This window comes from uncultured Salinisphaera sp. (assembly GCF_964012375.1).
In the GTDB taxonomy this organism is placed as follows: domain Bacteria; phylum Pseudomonadota; class Gammaproteobacteria; order Nevskiales; family Salinisphaeraceae; genus Salinisphaera.
Map to the genome: position 1 here is coordinate 37,680 of NZ_CAXGSH010000008.1, position 20,499 is coordinate 58,178.

The following is a 20,499-nucleotide window of genomic DNA, read 5'->3' on the forward strand; positions in this document are numbered from 1 at the left end:
CGACACATGAAAGTACTGGTGAGCGTCAAGCGCGCGATCGACTACAACGTGCGCATCCAGATCAAGCCGGACGGCTCCGGCGTCGTCGAGAACGGCGTCAAGCACAGCATGAACCCGTTCGACGAAATCGCCGTCGAACAGGCCATGCGCTGGAAGGAAGCCGGCAGCGCGGATGAAGTCGTGGCCGTGACCATCGGCCCGGAAGCCGCCAAGGAACAGCTGCGCAGCGCGCTGGCCTTCGGCTGCGACCGCGCGATCCACGTCAAGACCGACGAGCCGGTACAGCCGCTCACCGCCGCGCGCGTGTTCGAAGCGCTGGCCAAGAAGGAAGAGCCCAAGGTCTTTCTCATGGGCAAACAGGCCATCGACGACGATTCCAACCAGACCGGCCAGATGACCGCCGCCCTGCTGGAATGGCCGCAGGCGACGTTCGCCTCCGAAATCGAACTCGACGGCGAAACCGCCAAGGTTACCCGCGAGATCGATGCCGGCCTGGAAACGCTGGATATCGACCTGCCCGGCGTGATCACCGCCGATCTGCGCCTGAACGAGCCGCGCTATCTCAAGCTGCCGGACATCATGAAGGCAAAGAAGAAACCGATCGAAGACACCAGCCTCGACGACCTCGGCGTGGAACGCGCCGCGATGCTCGAAACCGTCAAGACCGTGGCCCCGCCGGAGCGTGGCGGCGGCATCAAGGTTGAATCGGTCGACGAACTGGTCAGCAAACTCAAGGAAAAGGGCCTGCTATGAGCAACAAGATTCTGATCATCGCCGACTACCTCAACGGCGAACTCAACCAGTCCACCGCGCGCGCGGTCACCTGCGCCCAGCAGATGAGCCCCACCGCGATCGACGTGCTCGTGCTCTGCGACGACGGCGCCAATATCGCCGCCTCCGCGGCCAACATCGAAGGCGTGACCAAGGTGCTGCAGGCCGATAACGATGCCAACAAGCATCCGACCGCCGCCGCCCTGGCCCCGCAGATCGCCGCCGCCGCACAAAGCGGTGAATACAGCCACGTGCTGGGCCCGAACACCACCTTCGGCAAGGACCTGATGCCGCGCGTGGCTGCCAAGCTGGGTGTGGCCATGATCACCGACATCATGGCCGTGCATTCCGCGCATGAGTTCGATCGCCCGATCTATGCCGGCAACGCGATCATCACGGTGAAGGCACCGGAAGATCAGGTGCTGGTGGCCTCGGTACGCTGTGCCTCCTACCCGGCCGCGGCCGAGGGCGGCAATGCCGAGATCGAAACCCTGAGCCTGGACGCCGAGATTCCGTCGCATACCCGCTTCGTGAACCTCGAACAGGCCAAGAGCGATCGTCCCGATCTGCAGACCGCGCCCAAGGTCATCTCCGGCGGTCGCGGCGTCGGCAGCGAAGAGAACTTCAAGATCATCTACGACTTCGCCGACAAGATCGGCGCCGCCGTGGGTGCTTCGCGTGCCGCCGTCGATGCGGGCTTCGTGCCCAACGACATGCAGGTCGGCCAGACCGGCAAGATCATCTCGCCCGAGCTGTATATGTGCTTCGGCATCTCGGGTGCCATCCAGCATCTGGCCGGCATCAAGGACGCGGGCACGATCGTGGCCATCAACAAGGATGAAGAAGCCCCGATCTTCGAAGTGGCCGATATCGGCCTCGTCGGCGATCTGTTCGAAATCATCCCGGAACTCGACAACGCCGTCAGCTGACCCAAGCGTCCAGCATGGTTTGTCGACCGGTATCCACGGCGCTCATTTGCGGGCGTCGTGGGTACCGGTTTTTTATTGCGCGCGGCATCTGCCGCGAGAGGAGAATATCGTGCAGATCATAGAAAACATAGACGCATTACAGGCGCTGGTCGGCGAGGAAATCGGCGTCAGCGACTGGCTGCTGATCGACCAAGCCCGTATCAACCAGTTTGCCGATGCCACCGAAGATCATCAGTGGATTCATGTCGACGTCGAGCGCGCCAAGCGCGAATCGCCGTTCGGCGCGCCGATCGCGCACGGCTTTCTCACCCTGTCGCTGCTGCCGCAGCTGACCAGCCAGATCCGGCGTATCGAAGGCGTGACCACCACGGTCAACTACGGCCTGGACAAGGTCCGTTTCATCGCCCCCGTGCCGGTCGACTCGAAAGTGCGCGCCCGCCAGAAGCTCGAAGCCGTTGAGCCGCGCGGCGACAACCGCTATATGCTGCACAACACGGTCACCATCGAAATCGAAGGCAGCGACAAGCCGGCCTGTATCGCCCAGTCGCTGTCGCTCATCATTTTCTAATCACGAAGGGATTGCCCCATGGCCCAACCGGAACTCGACAGCGGTCATATCCGCGTCGCCCTCACCGACGGCGTGCTGCGCATGACGATCGACCGCGCCGACAAGCGCAACGCTCTCACCGGCGCGATGTATGCCGACATGCAGCGCGTGGTCGATCACGCCCGCAGCAACGACGAGGTACGCACGTTGCTCATCGATAGCGCCGGCGACATGTTCTGTGCCGGCAACGATATCGGCGATTTCGCCAACGCCACGCCCGAAAGCCGTGCCGAAAGCGGCGGCGGGCCGGCGATGAAGTTCATCAAGGCGCTGATTGCGCTGGACAAGCCGATCCTTATCGCCGTCCAGGGCCAGGCCACCGGTATCGGCACCACCATGCTGCTGCATGCCGACCTCGTCATCGCCAACGAAAGCGCGCGTTTCTATACCGCCTTCATCGATCTCGCCCTGGTCCCGGAAGCCGGCTCCAGCCTGCTGCTGCCGGCGCTGGTCGGACGCCAGAACGCGGCCCGTCTGCTGCTGGCCGGCGATACCGTCGACTCTGAAGAAGCCCTGCGCATGGGCCTGATTGCCTATCGCGTGCCCGATGCCGAACTCGCCGATCGCGCCACGGCGATTGCCGAAAAGCTCGCCGCCAAACCGCCAGAGGCCGTGCGCCTGAGCAAACAACTGCTGCGCCAGGGCATGGGCAGCGACGACCTGGGCGGCCAGATCGAGCGCGAAATCACCCACTTCAGCGAGCGCCTGTTCTCGGACGAAGTGCGCGGCATCATGAACAAATTCCTGCAGCGCAGGAAATAGGGTTTTCGCCCACCTGAGCCACCAAAGCCGCTCCCTTAACGGAGCGGCTTTTTTATAGCGGGAACCGGCTGTGGCAAACTCGGCCGGGTGGATGCGATCCAATCAGATCGCCCACGACTGGAAATTGTCATCCAGTTACGAGAAGCTTGTAAACGCCATCTTTTTCGAATAAGCGCCATGTCTTTCGCCGCCCGAGACGCCCTGGCCTCCGAGCTCACAGCCCTGTTCACGGCCGAGAGCCGGCTGTACCGTCTCGCCGGCAACGCCGGCCTGTCGGCGCTCATGGTCGAACGCTGGCAGGGACAGGAAGCGCTGTCTTCGGTGCATCCCACCCGGATCGTGGTGCTCTCGCCCGATGCCCAGCTTTCGCTCACCGATTTCCTTGGCGAACCGCTGACCCTGATCACCACGCTCGCCGACGGCAGTGACTGTGCGCGCACCGGGCTTGTACGCGACGCCGAGCTGTTGTCCTGCGACGGCGGGCTTGCCCGCTACCGACTGACCACCGTGCCCTGGCTGTGGTATCTCACCATCGGCCGCCACAACCGCGTGTTCCAGGACAAGAGCGTCATCGAGATCGTCGAACAGGTGTTTGCCGACTACGCCGCGATCGCCCACTGGCAGCTCGCCGACGATGTCAGCGAATTCCTGGCCGACACCCGGGCCCGCAGCTATTGCGTCCAGTATCGCGAATCCGATTACGACTTTATCGCTCGACTGCTCGCTGAAGAAGGGCTGGGCTTTCATTTCGTCACCGACGACGAAGCGCCCGCCGGCCACAGCCTCGTGCTGTTCGCCCAGTCTGCCCATCGCCCCGAAGATGCAACCTCCGCCAGCGGACTCGGCGACGCGGGCATTCGTTTTCATCGCGCCGCCAGCCAGGAACCCCAGGACGCCATCCAGCAGTTCGGCGCCACCCGGACGCTGCCCTATGCGCGGCTGTCCGCCACCAGCTTCGACTACAAGCGCAAGGCCAATGCCAGCGCCGGGCTGGCCACCCAGGCCCGCTACGGCGCCGACGACGCCCCCATGCTCGAAGCCTACGACTATGCCGGCCCATATGCCTGGGCCAGCGACGGCGAAGCCGAGCGCTATACCCGCCTGGCCCTGGAAGCCGCCGAAGCCCGCACCAAGACCTGGCACGGCGAGTCCAGCGTACGCACGCTCGCCTGTGGGCATGTGTTCACCCTGACCGAATCCAATCTCGATGCCCTGTCGAGCGCCACCGGCGAGGACGACGAACGCAAACGCCAGTTCCTGGTGCTCGACGTCAGCCATGTCGGCATCAACAACCTGCCCAACGACCTGGCCAAGCGCGTCGAGGCCCGGCTGGGCCGGATACCGGCTGCCCACGGCGAACACACCGATACCGAGCTGCTCGCCCAGGCCAAGAAGACCGGCTATGCCAACCGCTTCGACGCCATCCGTCGCGACGTGCCCTGGCGGCCGGTGCTGGCCGACGACACCGGCCTGCGCTTCAATCCGCGCCCGACCGCCCCGGGGGCCCAGACCGCCACCGTGGTCGGCCCCGACGGCGCGACCGCCCCGGCCGGCGCGGACGCGCTGCATACCGATGCGCTGGGGCGGATCAAGGTACGTTTTCACTGGCAACGTGGCGACACCCCCGACGACCGGCTGAGCTGCTGGATTCGCTGTGCCCAGCGCGACGCCGGGTCCGGCCATGGCCAGCAGTTCATCCCGCGTATCGGCCAGGAAGTGCTGGTACGTTTTCTCGGCGGCGATATCGACCGCCCCGTGATCACCGGCAGCCTCTACAACGGCCAGGGCGAAGCCGGCACCCCGACCACGCCGGGCGGCACCCAGCGTGAAAGCGATACCTCGGCCTATCAGCAAGCCAGCGATCACGCCCCCTCCGCCCAGGGCAACCTGGCCGGCGGCCAGGCCCCGGCCTGGCACGGGGCGGCATCCGCTGATGCCGATCATCGCAATGCCGCGGCCCTGTCCGGCACCAAGACCCAAGAGTTCGGCGGCACCGGGCATAACCAGCTCGTCTTCGACGATACCGATGGCCAACAGCGTATCCAACTGGCCACCACCCAGGCCCATAGCCAGCTCAACCTCGGCCATCTGATCCATCAGGCCGACAACTTCCGCGGCAGTTTTCGGGGCACCGGCTTCGAGCTTAGAACCGATGCCTATGGCGCCGTGCGCGGCGAACGCGGCGTATTGCTATCGACCTACGGCATCCAGCCCAACGAGCCGGCGGGCGACTTCACCGCCGGCCAGGCCCTGCTCAAACAGGCCAACCAGCTCGGTGCCAGCTATAGCCAGATCGCGAGTACGCATACCACCACGGCACTGGCGGCGCATCTAGGCGCAACCCAAGCCAATCAATCAACGATCGACGACAGCGCCAGCCCGCTGGCCGCCCTGCTGAAAACCGCGCAAGGGCAAGTGGACGCCGCCGACTGGACAAAAGCCACCGCCGACGCCGACAACAAGAACACCGCACTAGCCGACACCAAACGCCCCCACCCGGCCGATCCGATCCTGGCGATCGCCGCCAAGGCCGGCCTGGGCGTGGTCGCCGGCCAGGACGTGCACTGGCACGCGGATGAGACGCTCACCGTCGCCAGCGGCGCGGACAGCAACTGGGCCATCGGCGAACGCCTGCATGTCCACAGCGGCCAATCGATCGGCGTGCTGGCCGGTGTGCAGGGGTCGGGTGATGGTTTGAAGCTCATCGCCGGCCAGGGCGATCTGGACCTGCAGGCCCAGGCCGATCAGATGAAGGTACAGAGCAAGGACAGCCTCAAGATCGCCAGTGCCAACGCCGAAGGCGAGTTCGCGGGCAAGAAGGCGGTCAAGCTGGCTACCGCCGGTGGGGCATCCGTCACCCTCGAAGGCGGCAAGATTACTGTGGCCTGTCCGGGCACTCTGACCGTCCATGCGGGGAACAAGGTGTTTACGGGGCCGGGCCACGCTGAGCGTGGCTTGCCGCACATGGGCGGGCCCATTCAGCCGTTGCACTGGGTCGGCCTCAAAGGCCAATACGATGATCGCTGGCAAACACCCATCACCGACACGCAGACCTTTGCCGATATCAACGGCGAACGCGCCTTCGAAGGGCGTACGCGCCGTGCCGACGGCGTAAGCCCCAAGCCCGAGGGCGATAACCATGGCTGACGGTAGCCTCGCCGGCACTGCGCGCCAGAACTATGTGCCGGGCGGTCCCGTTACCGTCGGGTTCACGCCCGACCCGGATGCGGCCGACCAGATCGCGGCCCTTACCGAACAACTCGAAACCCAGCTGCGAGAGTACCGGGCGAGTATCGCCGAGCAGGTCAAGCCATGGTCCGATGAATGGGCCGCGGCACAAAACTGGGGCGCCAAGATCGCCTTGCTCCAAGACGCACGGGATCGCGGGCTGCGACGCGGGGCCAGCGCTTGGGGTGAAGATCAGGTCGGCTTTCTCGAACAGGTGGGCGGCTGGGCCTCTGACGCCGGTTCATGGGTCGTAGAGCAAGGCGAAGACCTGGTCGATTGGTACAGCGATCTGCCCATGCTCGGCAAGGTGTTTCCGGGGATCTACGCCGCTGGCGAAGGGATTGACGCCGCCGGCGAGGCCCTCGAAGACGCAAGCGAAGAAATCCAGCGGCTCTGGGCACAGCGTGAAGCACTCTTCGAGTTCTTCAAAGCGCTATACGAGCAGAGCGTCGACGCCGTCCAGATCACCATCGAAACCCTAGCGGCGATGGGCGGTGAACTCGGCGAGCTCATGCAGGCGATGTGGGACCAGGGCGCCGAATGGGTCCAGGGCCTGATCGAGATGTGTCGCGAAAGCGAGATATTGCAGAGAATATTCGCATCAGTCGGTGCACTGTTCGCCGCCCTTCCACCCAATCTCTGGGCCGAAGGCATCGGCGTTGGCGTAGGCTATATCGTGCCGGAACTGCTGATTTCGGTAGTACTGGCTGTGTTGGCGGCGATTAGCGCCGGGGCAGGCGCGGCGGCACTGGCCGCCCGGCTACTGGGCTACGGTGCAAGACTGCGCGAGGCCTTATCCCAACACGGCCGGCTCGGGCGCGTGCTGCTGGCCGTTTACGATGGCATCGGCCACCTCGCCGATAATATCGCCGCGTTGGTACGGGCGCTTTGGCGGAATATTAGCGAGACCGTTGAGGGGGCTGTTGATCGTACGAACCGAATTCTTCGAAATTCGAAGAGCTCTGTTCGACAGTCCACGCGTGCTCAAATGGAGACGTCCGCGCGCCTCGGCGTTCACCCTAGGTGGATCAAACCTAATGGCGACGTACTATGGCCGCCAAACAACGGCTTCTCCGGTTCAATAAGGACTGAGCAATTACAAAAAGGACAGCTCATCGATCGTTACGGCTCACCACGAGGCGGTTTTCTGTCCCCTGCCGGCACCGACTTCAACAGTCGCGCGCTTCCCGCCAACTCGGTCAATTCTGAGTTTCATACTTACCGCGTTGTGAAGCCCTTCGATGTAGACGCTGGCGAAGCAGCCCCGTGGTTTGATCAACCTGGAGGGGCAACGCAATATCAGCTGAAAAATACTAATGTCCAAGGCTTGTTGGACGACGGCTATATTCAAGAGGTTCCAAAATGAATAACGAATCGCCTTTACTTTCGCTTTTGCAATTCTCTTTGGACAAAAAAGGGATAAGCACGAATGAATATTTAATCGGCGAGCTAGGCGATGAGAAAAAGACTAATGACTCACTTTGCCTGCTGGCGAATGGTGACACGTGGATAGTTGCCTATGCCGAGCGAGGGATTATCTCCGAGCAATCAGTGCATTCTTCTTTAAGGGTGGCTATCAAAGATTTTTACGCGCGGCTAGCGATAACCGAGAACCCATGGACCTTCCGCGCTGAGTGGGAGTCCAAGACAGGGAAACAGCTATAGCCTAAAGCCTTATGATAGCTTTTCCCAATTCTGATAATAAATTCCGCGACCAATTCGACCACAACTGAATGCCATACAAGCTTGCAAAGCATCGCTTGCCTTCAATATTAGTACGCGTATTTTTCGACTACGCGATGAAATAATAACAACAGGCCCTCGTTGAATAGTCGATTCGAAGGATTTACAGCAAACCAGTATACGGCACAACGAAGAGTATTCCGATTTACACCACATTTCTTACGCGTATCGGATTTCTTCTCATACGACGCCCTATAAATAGCCTTCGCTGAACTGTTGCTCTCTGGTAACGAACGAGGCGGAACTACTCGGCGGCTTACAGGCAGCAAGACTTCAAGAAGCGTCCCTGAAGTAATTATAGACCCGCCAGACAAGAGCTCAGTTTCTTTCACAGATTTTTAGGAATTAAGATGACTCGACTTAATCAAGTCATCAAAGGACTAGGCTATATAGCTACCCGTGAATCTGCCGGATATGCCGTAACTTTCGATCCAGGATCACACAAACCTCAAGAGGTAACCGTAAAATTAACAGCGGAAGAGTTCGCAGCGATTCAAAACGATCCTAGCTCGTTTCATAAAATTGTCGTCGCGGCGATGGAGAGGCAACAGATCAGAGTCGAATAGAATACGACTTAGTTAACGGATATTTAGTACTGCCTCCACAAGATCCACATACCAGTATGAAATTCGTCACTACTGTTATTTGCGCATTGATCATTGATCGTCGTTAGAACACCTGTGTTGGCAGGGCAGACGAAAAGTCGCCCAGCAACGTATCAAACCGGCCAGCACCCAGGTCCATAGCCAACACCCTTTGGGCCATCTGATCCATCAGGCCGACAACTTCCGCGGCAGTTTTCGGGGCACCGGCTTCGAGCTTAGAACCGATGCCTATGGCGCCGTGCGCGGCGAACGCGGCGTATTGCTATCGACCTACGGCATCCAGCCCAACGAGCCGGCGGGCGACTTCACCGCCGGCCAGGCCCTGCTCAAACAGGCCAACCAGCTCGGTGCCAGCTATAGCCAGATCGCGAGTACGCATACGACGACTGCCCTGGCGGCGCATCTGGGCGCAACCAAAGCCAATCAATCGACAATCGACCCCGATCATCCGAGGCGGGCATCGGGAGTACAACGAGGAGCGACCGAAAAAAGAACTCAGCGGGCTGACGCCCGCTGACTATGCTGGGCAAATGGCCGCAGAGGCGGCCATTTAAACACTGGGACTCTGGATCGAAACGCTACTGAAACCGGGGTATGGTCGGCACCTCAGCAGGCTGAGATGTCGCCGACTTGGCCGAAACAGACTAATGAAACTGCAACTGTTCAGATATTACTGCGCACCTTGTGGCGCAACTACTTTAGCCCCCGAGCTTACAGGGGACGTTTACGGTTGCTTTTTGCTAAGAAGTCGGTTATCTGGCGAGCTTGCCTACGTAGAGGCACTAAGTGATAGCGTATATCAGGAAACCGAACACTTATTAGAAGCCATACCCGGCTACAGATATCTAAGCAAGTTCGAAAAAGCAGATGCGCTAAGAGCGGTTTTGGGTTTTACCTGCGACGCTGCTGAAGACGGCTCTCACTTTGAGATAGGCGCAGAGCCCGTTTGCGAGAGTTGCGGGGCCTTGTCTTCTATGGCGAGCTGGGAAGCAACCGAGCCTCCGGAATATGTTGAAAAACATGTGCCCCACGTAACCCATTACAGCTGGCATAACATGAACATTGACGAAAAGCGGCGCGTAGTAGCAGCTGGTTTCGATTCTTTTAGAAAATTAGCTCATTCTGAAGGATGATTTCATTGTGATCGTGATTATTTCGCGATCAGCTCATAACTCGCACGTTGGCTAAGATGATACGCGTTTGAGCTACCACAGCGAAATAGCCCCACGATTTCGTATCCACGATTCTGGAAGCGACTCATCTGACCCTTCGCGTCAACGACTTCCCAGCGGCACCGCTCGATAGCCTGTTCGCCGATGGCCGGCACGTCGGCGATTTCGACGACTGGGCCGTTGCCTGGATAAGGAAATCCGGGAGCTAACGAGCGGCCGCAGTTCGCCTGTGGGCAATCGCCATCAAAAAAGCGCGACTCGCCATGGACGAGCCGCGCTCTTGGTAGCCGGCATGCGTTTGCATGCATGCCGAACTTCAAGCCTTCATACCTTACGAGTCGATCTCGCCAAGCAGGTCGTCGCAGGCTTTTACGCAGCGGTTGCAGGCTTCGGCACACAGCGCGCAGTGCTGGTTCTGGTCGCCGTGGCCTTCACAATGCGCGGCGCACTTCTGGCAGGCGTCTCGGCAGGCCTTGACCTGCGTGGCGGCCGGCGACTCGCCGAAGGCCGTCTGGCGCGACAGCACGCGGGCCGTGGCGTTACAGATGTCGGCACAGTCGAGATCGGTACGGATGCAGCCGCGCAGGTCGGCCACATTGTCTTCGGCGAGACAGGCATCGGCACAGGCGGTGCAGTGATGCGCGCAGTCGAAGCAGGCTTCGACACAGGCGACGAGCTGTTTCTGCACCGACAGCGGGTTCGGGTGCGTCTTGAGCATGGCTTCTGCTTGCATGGTTTCGCTCCTTGGTTCGTCGGCGCATCGCGGCGCCGACGTTCGAATTCGTAGCGGCCGCCCCAAACGAGCGGCCACCGTTGAACTCGCATGGAAACGAAACCCGTGCTGCGGGTATATCAGCAGTCCTACGGACGGCGCGACGACGGCTGTCATGAGCGCGATACGTGTTCGCACTCAACCTGCAGACCCGCTTCTAACGCTTACAAGCGCGGTTGTTGGCGCCCGAGCAATCCGCTGCTCCGCTGGCAATCGTCATTGAAGCGATACGGCACCGACCCCTCGGCCGGTACCGCGACAACCCGGCCGGCTTAAGCGAACCGCTTGCGCGCGGCGGCGTATTCCGTGGCCAGACGATCGACGATTTCGCTGGCCGGAAGCACGCTGTCGATACTTCCCACGCCCTGCCCGGCGCCCCAGATATCCTTCCAGGCCTTCTTCTTCTCGCGGTCGCTGCCGAAGGTCATGGCTTCCTTGCCGGATTCGGGCAGCGCGTTCGGGTCCAGCCCGGCGTTTTCGATCGAACCGCGCAGGTAGTTACCGTGTACGCCAGTGAACAGGTTGGAGTAGATCACGTCCTTGGCCGTGGATTCGGTCACCATCGCTTTGTACTCGTCGACGGCATTGGCCTCGGCGCTGGCGATAAAGCGGGTGCCCATATAGGCAAAGTCCGCGCCCATGGCCTGGGCGGCCAGAATATGTTCGCCGCGGGTGATCGAGCCGGACAGAATCAGCGGACCGTCCCAGAACTGGCGAATCTCGGAGACCAGCGCGAACGGGCTGAGGGTGCCGGCATGGCCGCCCGCCCCCGCACAGACCACGATCAATCCGTCCACCCCGGCCTCGATCGCCTTCTCGGCATGACGCACGCTGATCACGTCGTGAAACACGTGGCCGCCGTAGTCGTGGGCCACTTCCACCGCCGCATGCGGCGCACGCAGGCTGGTGATCATCAGCGGCACCTTGAAGTCGGCACAGGCTTTTAGATCATGCTCGAGCCGATCGTTGGAAGCGTGCACGATCTGGTTGACCGCGAACGGCGCGATCTTCGCCTGCGGGTCGGCCGCGCGGGCCTCGTCCAGCGTCGTGGTAATCCGCTCGAGCCACACCGGCAGCTCCTCGGCCGGACGCGCGTTCAAAGCCGGAAAAGAACCAACGATGCCGCTCATGCACTGGGCGATCACAAGATCCGGATTGGACAGAATGAACATCGGCGAACCGATGACCGGCAGACGCATCTGCGCATTGAGTTGATCGACCAGCGACATGAAGACTCCTTTTTGTTCTCGCAATGGATGAGGAACGATACCGAACGATCGTTCGCCGTGTAAAAGATACCGGAGATACACCGCGAGGGGCAGCTGATATGCGCTGACGCCGCCGCAATCATGAAGCGCGCGCCCCGAATCGCAGGCGAGGCGCGATGAACGAATTCCGAGAGCGCCCGCTCTACCGCGCCATGCGCGGTTAGATGCGCGCCAATCAGCCGCGAGCCGCACGTTGACGACAAACACACAACGCGCGACTTGGTTGGGCGAGCGGCGAGCATCAGCTGACTTCGGCGCCTTATGCTTCGAGTTAACCGCGAAGCCAGGCCGAAATTCTGCGGCGCCCACATCCCCGTCCCACCCCCAATGCCTGCGCCAGCCACCGCTAACCGGCGCGCAGTCGATCATACGTCTGTAACAAAGCCGACGAGCGGTCAAACGCGACCAGCACTCGTACGACTCTCATACACCGATCCGAGACTCTCCAGATATTGCTCGCGGAATCAATCCGGTAAAACGCTTAGATATATTTTGAAACTGCGGCCAAGCGGCCGACTCACAAGACACCGCGCCCTACCCGAACCGATGCAACTGACAATCAGATTTTATTTAACGGGCGACGCGTGAAAGTATTTTGAGGGGGTGGCGGATTGCGGGGAGACTTACGCTATGAAGTGCAGCAACGCAAAAATCATTTTTGTCACAGACAGTAATTCGCAAAGTCGGCTATTCATAGAACATATCGAAGCACGCCTAAAGTGTGAAATATCCTTGCGATCGCCTGACGATTCGATCGAAGCGATTAAGACCAATAACGCTTTGATTTTGCTCGATGCTGCAGAGATGGATGACAGCCGCATGCAGAATTGGTACGTGGCGGCCGCAGGCAAACAAGGCCTCGTACTTGCGGCAATCAACTTGCGTGACGAAAACCACGCCACTCAGGTGTTGGCGTGCCTGTACTTGAAAGGCGTGTTCTACCGTCGCGACAGCATCGACCTCATCTGCAAAGGCATCAGCAAACTGCTGGACGACAATCTTTGGATGTCGCGCTCGCTGATGACACAGCTAATCGAGCGCTACCGTAATCAGCAACTCAATGCCTATCGCCCGGTGGGTGGACTGACGCAGCGCGAGCTCGAGATCATTTGCCTGCTGGGCTCGGGCGCCTCCAATAACGCGATTGCGCGCCAGCTTTTTGTGAGCGAACACACGGTCAAGTCGCATCTGTACAACATTTTTCGCAAGCTCGACGTTCGCAACCGAATACAAGCCACGAACTGGGCCCGACAGAACCTTGGCGTACTACCGAATATTTCAGCGTCAGCCGCTCGAAAGCCGGCGGAAACGCGCTCGGCCAAAAATGGTTTAGCCGGCACGGACGCCCCGGGGCTATAGCGCCGTACTCGCCTGAACCACTGGCGCGCTGGCACTCGCGCAGGGCGCAAGCGCTTCGTTGGCTTCATATTCGCTACGAGCTTACCCACGCTCTTTCTTTCGGCGCTCTGCGGGCGACAGCCGCGAGCACCGTTGCGTGCGTCCGGCACAAAGCACGCCCTCCCCTCGGCGAATGCACGAAGCATGAGAAAACTCATACCCACGGCGCCGCAAAGGTTTAAAAAAACAACCCATGGGATGGTTCTTTAGCCCGATGGGATTTGGTCGCGGGCGCTAGCACACTGGCCGAACGAAAATTCAGGGCGCTGCTTAAAAATTACTGGACGCGGCGCCACAAGGATCTGCCAATCGTCGCGCGTTTTATTGCCCGAATACATTTTTTATGTGTTTGGCAAGACGACTTACGGATGTCGAATACCAATAATGAACACACAAAATCGACGTTCAACCTATGCATACCGCCTGGCAGCTATTGCTCTGTTCATTCTTGCCGAACTTGGCCAGGCCCAGACAGAAGTCGACCCCGCGGAGCCAAGCCCAAAGTCCGTGAACGACACATCGTCCATCAATCGACTCGAGAGCGAGGATGGCCCTCGTCTCGAATCGGCCTACAACGGTAGCAGCGAGCTCACCGGCGTGTTGGTCGATCGAACCCTAACCGTCATCGGCCAGAACTTCTATCGCGCATTCAGCCAGATCGGGATGGGCCACCCGATCATCCGCGGGGCCACACTCACGATCCACGAACGCCCCGATGCCCGCTGGGGCATCCAGCTCTGGATAACCGACGGGCCCCGCGTGTACTTCGAAACACGACTATCACCGCGGCTCAGCGACGCCGACGATGTCGCACGGCAGGCCATCGACCTGGTCGAGAAAGCCATTCTCAAACGGCAGCTTTCGGCGGCACTCAATCCCAGTGCCGATCTCGGAAAAGAAGAACTTTAAACGGGGGCCTCATGAAACGCGCCAACATTATCGCCATCGCCGTGCTGGGTATGTCGCCTGTGGCTGGTGCCGGCGAGCTCGTTTATCAGCCCATCAACCCCTCGTTCGGGGGTGATCCATTCAACGGCAGCTACTTGCTCAACAAGGCCCAGGCCCAGGATACCCACGAACCACCAGGGCGTTCGCGCTACGAGCCGCTCTCGGCAACCGAGCGGCTGGTTCAGAACCTGCAAAGCCGGCTGATCTCGCAACTTATCTCGGATGTAGGGGCCGGCGAAATCAGCGAGGGCGTGTTCGACAGCGACGAGTTCGGCGTCGTAATCCGTGACGAGAACGGCCAGCTGAGCATAACGGTCACCGACAAGGCCACCGGCGATGTCACCACCATCAACGTAGGCGGCCTATCGGGCTTCTAATAAGCACAGCAGATAGAACAAAGGGCAGAGGGGGCAAGCCATGCGGTTTATTATTGTATTTCTGATGATTACGAGCCTGACCGGCTGCGCCGCGGTCGTCGCCAACTCACGCGGGCTCGAAGGCCAGCCTGCGACGCTCACGCCCCGGAGCGGAACGTACCAGGATCTGCTTGCGCTACCCCCACCGGCCGGGCAGATTTACGCGTCGATTTATGATTTTCGAGATCTGACCGGGCAGTACAAACCCGCCCCGGCCAGCACGTTCTCGACCGCCGTCACTCAAGGTGCCGCGTCAATGCTGACTGGCGCCCTCGCAGACTCCGGCTGGTTCATCCCCCTTGAGCGCGTGGGACTGCAGAACCTGCTAACGGAACGCCGTATCATCCGCGCAGAGTTCGAACGCTTTGGCCAGCCGGATACGCTGCCCTCGTTGAGGGCGGCCTCCGTAATGCTGGAGGGCGGCATCATCGCCTATGAATCGAACATCCGTACAGGTGGCGCGGGCGTTGAATATTTCGGCATTGGGACGTCCGGCCAGTATCAGGTCGATCAGGTGACCGTGAACCTACGCGCAATCGAGATTTCGACGGGCAAAATCCTTGCAAACGTAACAACCACCAAAACCATTTATTCCAGAGAGCTACGCGCCGGCTTTTACCGCTTTATCGATTTCAGCAGACTGCTGGAAGCCGAGGCCGGATACACCAATAACGAACCCGTACAGCTGGCAGTCATGGCTGCGATCGAGGCGTCGGTTATTCACCTGGTCGCGAAAGGCGTGACCGCAGGACTCTGGAAACTGCGCGAGGGCGTACAACTCGAGGGCACCATTCTGGACGTTTACCTCAACGCGCCCACCCCACTCCTCTAAGCACTCTCTAAATGATTAGGCCGCGAAAAAACTTTCTTGCGGCGCGTAAAGGGCACGCGTACGAGCACCTCCCCTCTACTGTAAAAACTATTAAAAAAGACTCGCACTCGCTCGTTTTCGGCTATCCCGACACCCGGGGACTGATTAAGCCTTTCTTGTGGCCGAATCAATCGTGCCTCATATCGTCCCGCGCCCTTTCAGCCTGCTCGTATGAAGCCAGCAGTCCAAGACTGAATAGCCAGCAATTTGTCTGCGATCAGCCCTCCGCTTGCGCTGTCGCAACAAACACGCTGCTCAACCACCTGAATTGAGCCGAGCCAGCCCAGTCCCTCGACATAAGGGCCCCGAAACCCGGTCGAGCCAATTAAAAAAATGGCCACCCCATGCCGTTGCCCGTGTATTCGCCGCGACGCAGACCGCTTACCACGACGCGTGATTTCTCGCTATTGCTTCCACGCTTTTTTCGCCATGCGATCAAACACGTACCGAAAGTCGCCCGGTCGTAAACGAGTGACCACACAGGAAACGGTGCCTCTGAACCTACCGACGCCGCGTTCTCGGCTCTGAGCACCCGCCTGGTCAATCGATAATCGGCCCCGTGGCGAGAGCGCTCGCCCGCCCAGGCGCCAGCCCACGCTTCCCATTGACGAGGTGCGACCCGGCCGCGTGGTACGACATCCGCAGACTCGGCTTCCCTCTTTTTGCCCCACCAAGCACTCGGCACAGGGGCGGCCGAGGGCATGTGCTTGAGCCCACGAGCACCGAGAAAATCCGAGTATCAGGAACCTAATACTTCATCCCGTGAACGAGTTCAGAAATTTCAGACTCAAGTTGGTTCTTTAGCCCTATACCGCCAAATCGAACAATCCTGCAGAGTTATTCAAACGCCAATCGGCATGGGATTTACGCACTCACCGAGTGCCTATTCAACATAGCGATGCGATGCCATGTTCAGCACAGCGCAACATAAGACAGAAACGGCATTCATTAACAGGGCGTTATATACGCTCGTGCTTTGCACCCTGTTGGTGTTCGCCATGCATGCACGAGCAGCCGCCAGCGAATCGATAGCCGATGGTGTTGCAAGCCAAAGTGTAATCCAGGCGTCAGCAGCCGGCGCCGTCGTGCCGAAGAATCCTAACGTTTCTTCAAAGCACGGACACGAAAGCGTGAGCGTCATTGCCCAGGTGGGCAGCAATAACGCCGCACATGTCGTGCAGTCGCGCAACAAGGCGGTATTTAGCTCGGGCAACTATGCCGCGATCTACCAGAACGGCAACTGGAACGAAGCCAATATCATCCAGTCAGGCGGCAACAACGCCGGCTTGATCGGCCAGATCGGCAATCACCACCAGGCAACGATCGAGCAGCGCGGCAATAGCTTCGACGCTCGAATCAACCAGACCGGCTACCACAGCGATATCGCAATTTCGCAATCGGGCAGCGGCTTGCGCAGTCTATCCGTGGGACAGGCCTCTGTCGCCGGCCGGGCGGCGCCAGTCGTTATTCGTATGTACTGAGCAGGCCTTAGCTCAGTCATTCAGGCATGACCAAGGCACCATCAAACCCAGGGGAACCCAAATGAAACTCCAACGCACCACTATCGCGACCGCGGTCGCTCTTGCTCTCGGCGCCAGCTCTGCGATGGCAAGCAACAGCTATTCGGATGTCCAACAGTCGGGGGACTACAACGACGCCACCGTCAGTCAGAACTCCTACGATACCTCCTACATCGACCAGTCCGGCGACGACAACGACGCAGTCGTCACCCAGACCGGTTATCGTTCGAACATGTCCACCGTTGATCAGATGGGCGACGACAATACCGCCACGGTCGATCAGGGCGGCTGGGGCTACAACGACTCGTATATCGAACAGGCCGGCAACTCCAATACCGCCACAGTCGACCAGGGCGGCGGCACGCTGCTGGGTGTTGCGCTCGCTTCCGAGAATAACGAGTCGACCATCTATCAGTCCGGGGATAACAACGACGCCTCGGTCGCTCAGGGTGGCCTGGGCTTCAACGACTCGTATATCGATCAGTCCGGCTACGACAACATGGCCAGCGTTACGCAGACCGGTGGCGGCTTCAACGGCTCCAACATCTTCCAGTCGGGCGACGACAACGAGGCCACCGTCACGCAAGGCGGTTTCGGCTTTAACGACTCGTACATCGATCAATCCGGCTCTGACAACACTGCCACGGTCGATCAGAGCGGCGCAGGCTTCAACGAGTCGATGATCGATCAGAGCGGCAACAACAACATCGCCAGCGTCGACCAGGACGCACTGCTGGTGGGTGACAGCTACTCCTTCATCGATCAGTCCGGTGACGGTAACGAAGCCGACGTGGAACAGCGCCGCTTCGACAACGAATCGGAAATCATCCAGTCCGGCAACGGCAACTTCGCCGACGTCGACCAGAGCGGCAACGGCGGGTTCTTCGGCCTGGGCGGCGGCGACAATGACTCGTACATCACGCAGAGCGGCAACTATAACGAGGCGTACGTGATGCAGTCGGGCAACGACAACCTGGCTCGTGTCACTCAGGCGAGCAACAGCAACTATTCGATGGTCGCACAGACCGGAAACAGCAATACCGCGACCGTCACGCAGTAAAAGCCCATCGCTTGCTGTTCTGTTCGGAGCCCCACTACGGTGGGGCTCTTCTGTTTGCGTGCTTTTCTTTCACCGATGCGCGGCGGCAGCCGAGCGCAGAACGCGGCAAGCACCACGCTACACGGCTAATTCGTATTAACCATCAAAACGTCGCTTTTTTTGCGCGATATCCGCGATCGATAGCGAATTAAAACGTTATGACCTCAAGCCGTCGCCGCTGCCTGGGTTAACACGGGCTCGAGGACGCTTGGCCAATGCAGGGGCGCCGCCGAACTCTCGCTCGCGAGAGAATCCTCGCCAACCTCGGTTCCAGAAGAAAAACCCGGTCGCGGCTACCATTGATCAGCGAATCACCGCACCGTCATACGCACAACGCTACCGCCGCCTTGGGTCGAAGAACGGGAGCGGTTGCCATTCTTTAGAATTTCGACTTCTAGCCGCCCGGTGGGGCTCAACACCGTAACGGTGCCCGATATTGCAACGCCCCGATACATATGAACGGCTGGCGCCTCGCCTGACGTCTCGAACTGTTCCTGCTCACCACTCTCGGCCGTGACCGTCCACGCAGCCGCGTAGCGGATGTCGTCCGATCCGTTGATCGACACTTGAATAGCGGCCGAGCTGTGTTTTTCCGGATCGGGCGCCATATCTTTTCCCCAAGCCAGGCTCGCCGGACCGGTGCAAATCGCGGCGACTACGCAAGCGGCGAGCAACGACTCTTTCGGCATGGCTGTTCCCCAGTATTGTTGTGATCAATACTATCTACGCAAACATCGTCCAGCCAATATCAAAAGGAAATATATTTTGTATTTTCAGCTTTTATTCTATCTATATTACTTTTATTGCCCTAACCGAATAATTTACGCGTATTCGAGAGGCGTCTTGGCAACGGGCAAACGCGAGCGCCGTGCTACGTATTTGGCAGGTATACCGGCAATAACTTCCGCCGGCGATCCGGCACATCAGTATCCTGCAGGGGCGTGCTGTTTGCGGCGATGTGCCCTGACGGCGGCCGCTTGTTCAAGGCGGCGCTGAACCAACTAGTACAGCTTGACGGGTCTGGCATCGCTTAACATACTGCACCGACCTTTTTGAAAGAGCATTTCAAAAAAGGCACTAGAAATAATCGTTACAGAGGGTCGCCGGCCGCGCCCCCTTATCAAAGCCATACCGCCGCGCCAGCCTCGCAGCCGCGACGTGTGGCGACTGACGACCACGAAAAATCATGAGGAGTCCCATGCGACAAGCAGTCATCGTTTCAACCGCGCGCACGCCGATCGGCAAGGCCTATCGCGGCGCCTTCAACAACACCCAGGCACAGGCGCTCGGCGGTCATGCCATCGAGCATGCCCTCAAGCGCGCCAAGCTGCAGGGCGAGAACATCGACGACGTGATCATGGGTGCGGCACTCCAGCAGGGCTCCACCGGTCAGAACGTGGCCCGCCAGTGTGCGATCCGTGCCGGCCTGCCGACTTCGGTGCCGGGCATGACCATCGACCGCCAGTGCGCCTCGGGCCTGATGGGCATCGCCACCGCGGCCAAGCAGATCGTCAACGACCGTATGAACATCGTCGTCGGCGGCGGCCTGGAATCGGTATCGCTGGTGCAGAACGAGCACCAGAACACCTTCCGGGCCCGCGACCCGTGGCTGGTCGAGCATCGCCCCGACATCTATATGTCCATGCTCGAAACCGCCGAAGTCGTAGCGGATCGCTACAACGTCTCGCGCGACGCCCAGGACGAATACGCCTACCAGTCGCAGATGCGGACCGCCGCCGCCCAGGAAGCCGGCAAGTTCGACGACGAGATCGTGCCGCTGACCACCATCAAGAAGCAGCAGGACAAGCAGACCGGGGAAATCAGCGAAGTCGAAGTCACCCTCGACAAGGACGAAGGCAACCGTCCGAGCACCACGCTGGAAGGCCTGCAGGGCCTTAACCCGGTGTTCAAGAACGGCCAGCAGATCAGCGAAGGCCGTTTCATTACCGCCGGCAACGCCTCGCAGCTGTCCGACGGCGCCTCGGCCAGCGTGCTCATGGAAGCCGCCGAAGCCGAACGCCGCGGACTGGAACCGCTGGGTGCCTATGTCGGCATGGCCGTGGCCGGTTGCGACCCCGACGAAATGGGCATCGGCCCGATCTATGCCGTGCCGAAACTGCTCGAGCGCTACGGCCTGAAAGTCGACGACATCGGCCTGTGGGAGCTCAACGAAGCCTTCGCCAGCCAGTGCCTGTACTGCCGCGACTATCTCGGCATCGACCCTGACAAGTACAACGTCAACGGCGGCTCCATCGCCATCGGCCATCCCTACGGCATGTCCGGTGCCCGCATGACCGGCCACGCCCTCATCGAAGGCAAGCGACGCGGCGCCAAGTATGTGGTCGTGACCATGTGCGTCGGTGGCGGTATCGGTGCAGCCGGCCTGTTCG

20 protein-coding genes are annotated in these 20,499 nt (G+C 60.1%); 17 read left to right on the forward strand and 3 right to left on the reverse strand.

The annotated features are described in order from the left end of the window. Positions 1-6 precede the first annotated feature (6 nt). The 10 genes from ABNU97_RS02785 to ABNU97_RS02830 all read left to right on the forward strand — a co-directional run bounded on the left by ABNU97_RS02785 (position 7) and on the right by ABNU97_RS02830 (position 9,778). Positions 7-753 (forward strand): electron transfer flavoprotein subunit beta/FixA family protein, encoded by a 747-nt coding sequence (locus ABNU97_RS02785; protein ID WP_293628002.1) that lies wholly within the window; start codon positions 7-9, stop codon positions 751-753. After that, entirely contained in the window at positions 750-1,700 is a 951-nt protein-coding gene (locus ABNU97_RS02790; protein ID WP_348765229.1) for an FAD-binding protein, read from the forward strand. The genes ABNU97_RS02785 and ABNU97_RS02790 overlap by 4 nt, the downstream gene beginning before the upstream one ends. A 109-nt stretch (positions 1,701-1,809) precedes the next feature. Further along, positions 1,810-2,268 (forward strand): MaoC family dehydratase, encoded by a 459-nt coding sequence (locus tag ABNU97_RS02795; RefSeq protein WP_348765230.1) that lies wholly within the window; start codon positions 1,810-1,812, stop codon positions 2,266-2,268. A gap of 18 nt (positions 2,269-2,286) precedes the next feature. Then, positions 2,287-3,069 carry an enoyl-CoA hydratase-related protein gene (locus tag ABNU97_RS02800; protein WP_348765231.1) on the forward strand — a complete coding sequence of 261 codons (783 nt, stop codon included), beginning with the start codon at positions 2,287-2,289 and terminating at the stop codon, positions 3,067-3,069. A 177-nt stretch (positions 3,070-3,246) separates the two neighbouring features. Next, positions 3,247-6,216 carry a type VI secretion system Vgr family protein gene (locus ABNU97_RS02805; protein ID WP_348765232.1) on the forward strand — a complete coding sequence of 990 codons (2,970 nt, stop codon included), beginning with the start codon at positions 3,247-3,249 and terminating at the stop codon, positions 6,214-6,216. Beyond that, positions 6,209-7,663 carry a TNT domain-containing protein gene (locus tag ABNU97_RS02810; protein WP_348765233.1) on the forward strand — a complete coding sequence of 485 codons (1,455 nt, stop codon included), beginning with the start codon at positions 6,209-6,211 and terminating at the stop codon, positions 7,661-7,663. The genes ABNU97_RS02805 and ABNU97_RS02810 overlap by 8 nt, the downstream gene beginning before the upstream one ends. Further along, positions 7,660-7,962 (forward strand): hypothetical protein, encoded by a 303-nt coding sequence (locus tag ABNU97_RS02815; RefSeq protein ID WP_348765234.1) that lies wholly within the window; start codon positions 7,660-7,662, stop codon positions 7,960-7,962. Before ABNU97_RS02810 ends, ABNU97_RS02815 begins: the two co-directional genes overlap by 4 nt. Positions 7,963-8,390: 428 nt before the next feature. Continuing rightward, positions 8,391-8,606, forward strand: coding sequence for a hypothetical protein (locus ABNU97_RS02820; protein ID WP_348765235.1), 216 nt, complete (start codon positions 8,391-8,393; stop codon positions 8,604-8,606). Positions 8,607-8,757: 151 nt separating this feature from the next. Further along, positions 8,758-9,162, forward strand: coding sequence for a type VI secretion system Vgr family protein (locus ABNU97_RS02825; protein ID WP_348765249.1), 405 nt, complete (start codon positions 8,758-8,760; stop codon positions 9,160-9,162). Between the two features lie 130 nt (positions 9,163-9,292). Continuing rightward, positions 9,293-9,778, forward strand: a complete 486-nt coding sequence (locus tag ABNU97_RS02830; RefSeq protein WP_348765236.1) for a hypothetical protein — start codon at positions 9,293-9,295, stop codon at positions 9,776-9,778. Positions 9,779-10,148: 370 nt separating this feature from the next. Here ABNU97_RS02830 and ABNU97_RS02835 read toward each other — a convergent pair whose 3' ends face one another. Continuing rightward, positions 10,149-10,550 (reverse strand): four-helix bundle copper-binding protein, encoded by a 402-nt coding sequence (locus tag ABNU97_RS02835; protein ID WP_348765237.1) that lies wholly within the window; start codon positions 10,548-10,550, stop codon positions 10,149-10,151. A gap of 311 nt (positions 10,551-10,861) precedes the next feature. Continuing rightward, the gene (locus ABNU97_RS02840; RefSeq protein ID WP_348765238.1) at positions 10,862-11,818 is read right to left on the reverse strand and encodes a nitronate monooxygenase family protein; all 957 of its coding nucleotides are present in this window, start codon (positions 11,816-11,818) and stop codon (positions 10,862-10,864) included. Between the two features lie 669 nt (positions 11,819-12,487). Between ABNU97_RS02840 and ABNU97_RS02845 the strand changes: the two genes are divergently transcribed. From ABNU97_RS02845 to ABNU97_RS02870, 6 genes are all read left to right on the forward strand, one after another. Beyond that, the gene (locus tag ABNU97_RS02845; RefSeq protein WP_348765239.1) at positions 12,488-13,216 is read left to right on the forward strand and encodes a LuxR C-terminal-related transcriptional regulator; all 729 of its coding nucleotides are present in this window, start codon (positions 12,488-12,490) and stop codon (positions 13,214-13,216) included. Positions 13,217-13,639: 423 nt separating this feature from the next. Next, on the forward strand, positions 13,640-14,164 hold the full coding sequence (locus tag ABNU97_RS02850) for a CsgE family curli-type amyloid fiber assembly protein (protein WP_348765240.1): 525 nt from the start codon (positions 13,640-13,642) through the stop codon (positions 14,162-14,164). Positions 14,165-14,175: 11 nt separating this feature from the next. Further along, entirely contained in the window at positions 14,176-14,580 is a 405-nt protein-coding gene (locus tag ABNU97_RS02855) for a curli assembly protein CsgF (RefSeq protein ID WP_348765241.1), read from the forward strand. 40 nt (positions 14,581-14,620) lie between these two features. Continuing rightward, positions 14,621-15,451: a CsgG/HfaB family protein gene (locus ABNU97_RS02860; protein ID WP_348765242.1), complete on the forward strand. Its 831-nt coding sequence runs from the start codon at positions 14,621-14,623 to the stop codon at positions 15,449-15,451. 947 nt (positions 15,452-16,398) lie between these two features. Beyond that, positions 16,399-16,971 carry a hypothetical protein gene (locus ABNU97_RS02865; RefSeq protein ID WP_348765243.1) on the forward strand — a complete coding sequence of 191 codons (573 nt, stop codon included), beginning with the start codon at positions 16,399-16,401 and terminating at the stop codon, positions 16,969-16,971. 61 nt (positions 16,972-17,032) lie between these two features. Further along, positions 17,033-18,070 (forward strand): hypothetical protein, encoded by a 1,038-nt coding sequence (locus ABNU97_RS02870; protein ID WP_348765244.1) that lies wholly within the window; start codon positions 17,033-17,035, stop codon positions 18,068-18,070. Between the two features lie 350 nt (positions 18,071-18,420). Here ABNU97_RS02870 and ABNU97_RS02875 read toward each other — a convergent pair whose 3' ends face one another. Continuing rightward, positions 18,421-18,798 carry a hypothetical protein gene (locus ABNU97_RS02875; protein ID WP_348765245.1) on the reverse strand — a complete coding sequence of 126 codons (378 nt, stop codon included), beginning with the start codon at positions 18,796-18,798 and terminating at the stop codon, positions 18,421-18,423. A gap of 509 nt (positions 18,799-19,307) precedes the next feature. Here ABNU97_RS02875 and ABNU97_RS02880 point away from each other — a divergent pair. Next, positions 19,308-20,499, forward strand: a 1,192-nt coding sequence (locus ABNU97_RS02880) for an acetyl-CoA C-acyltransferase (protein WP_348765246.1), incomplete at its 3' end; no start/stop codon positions are given.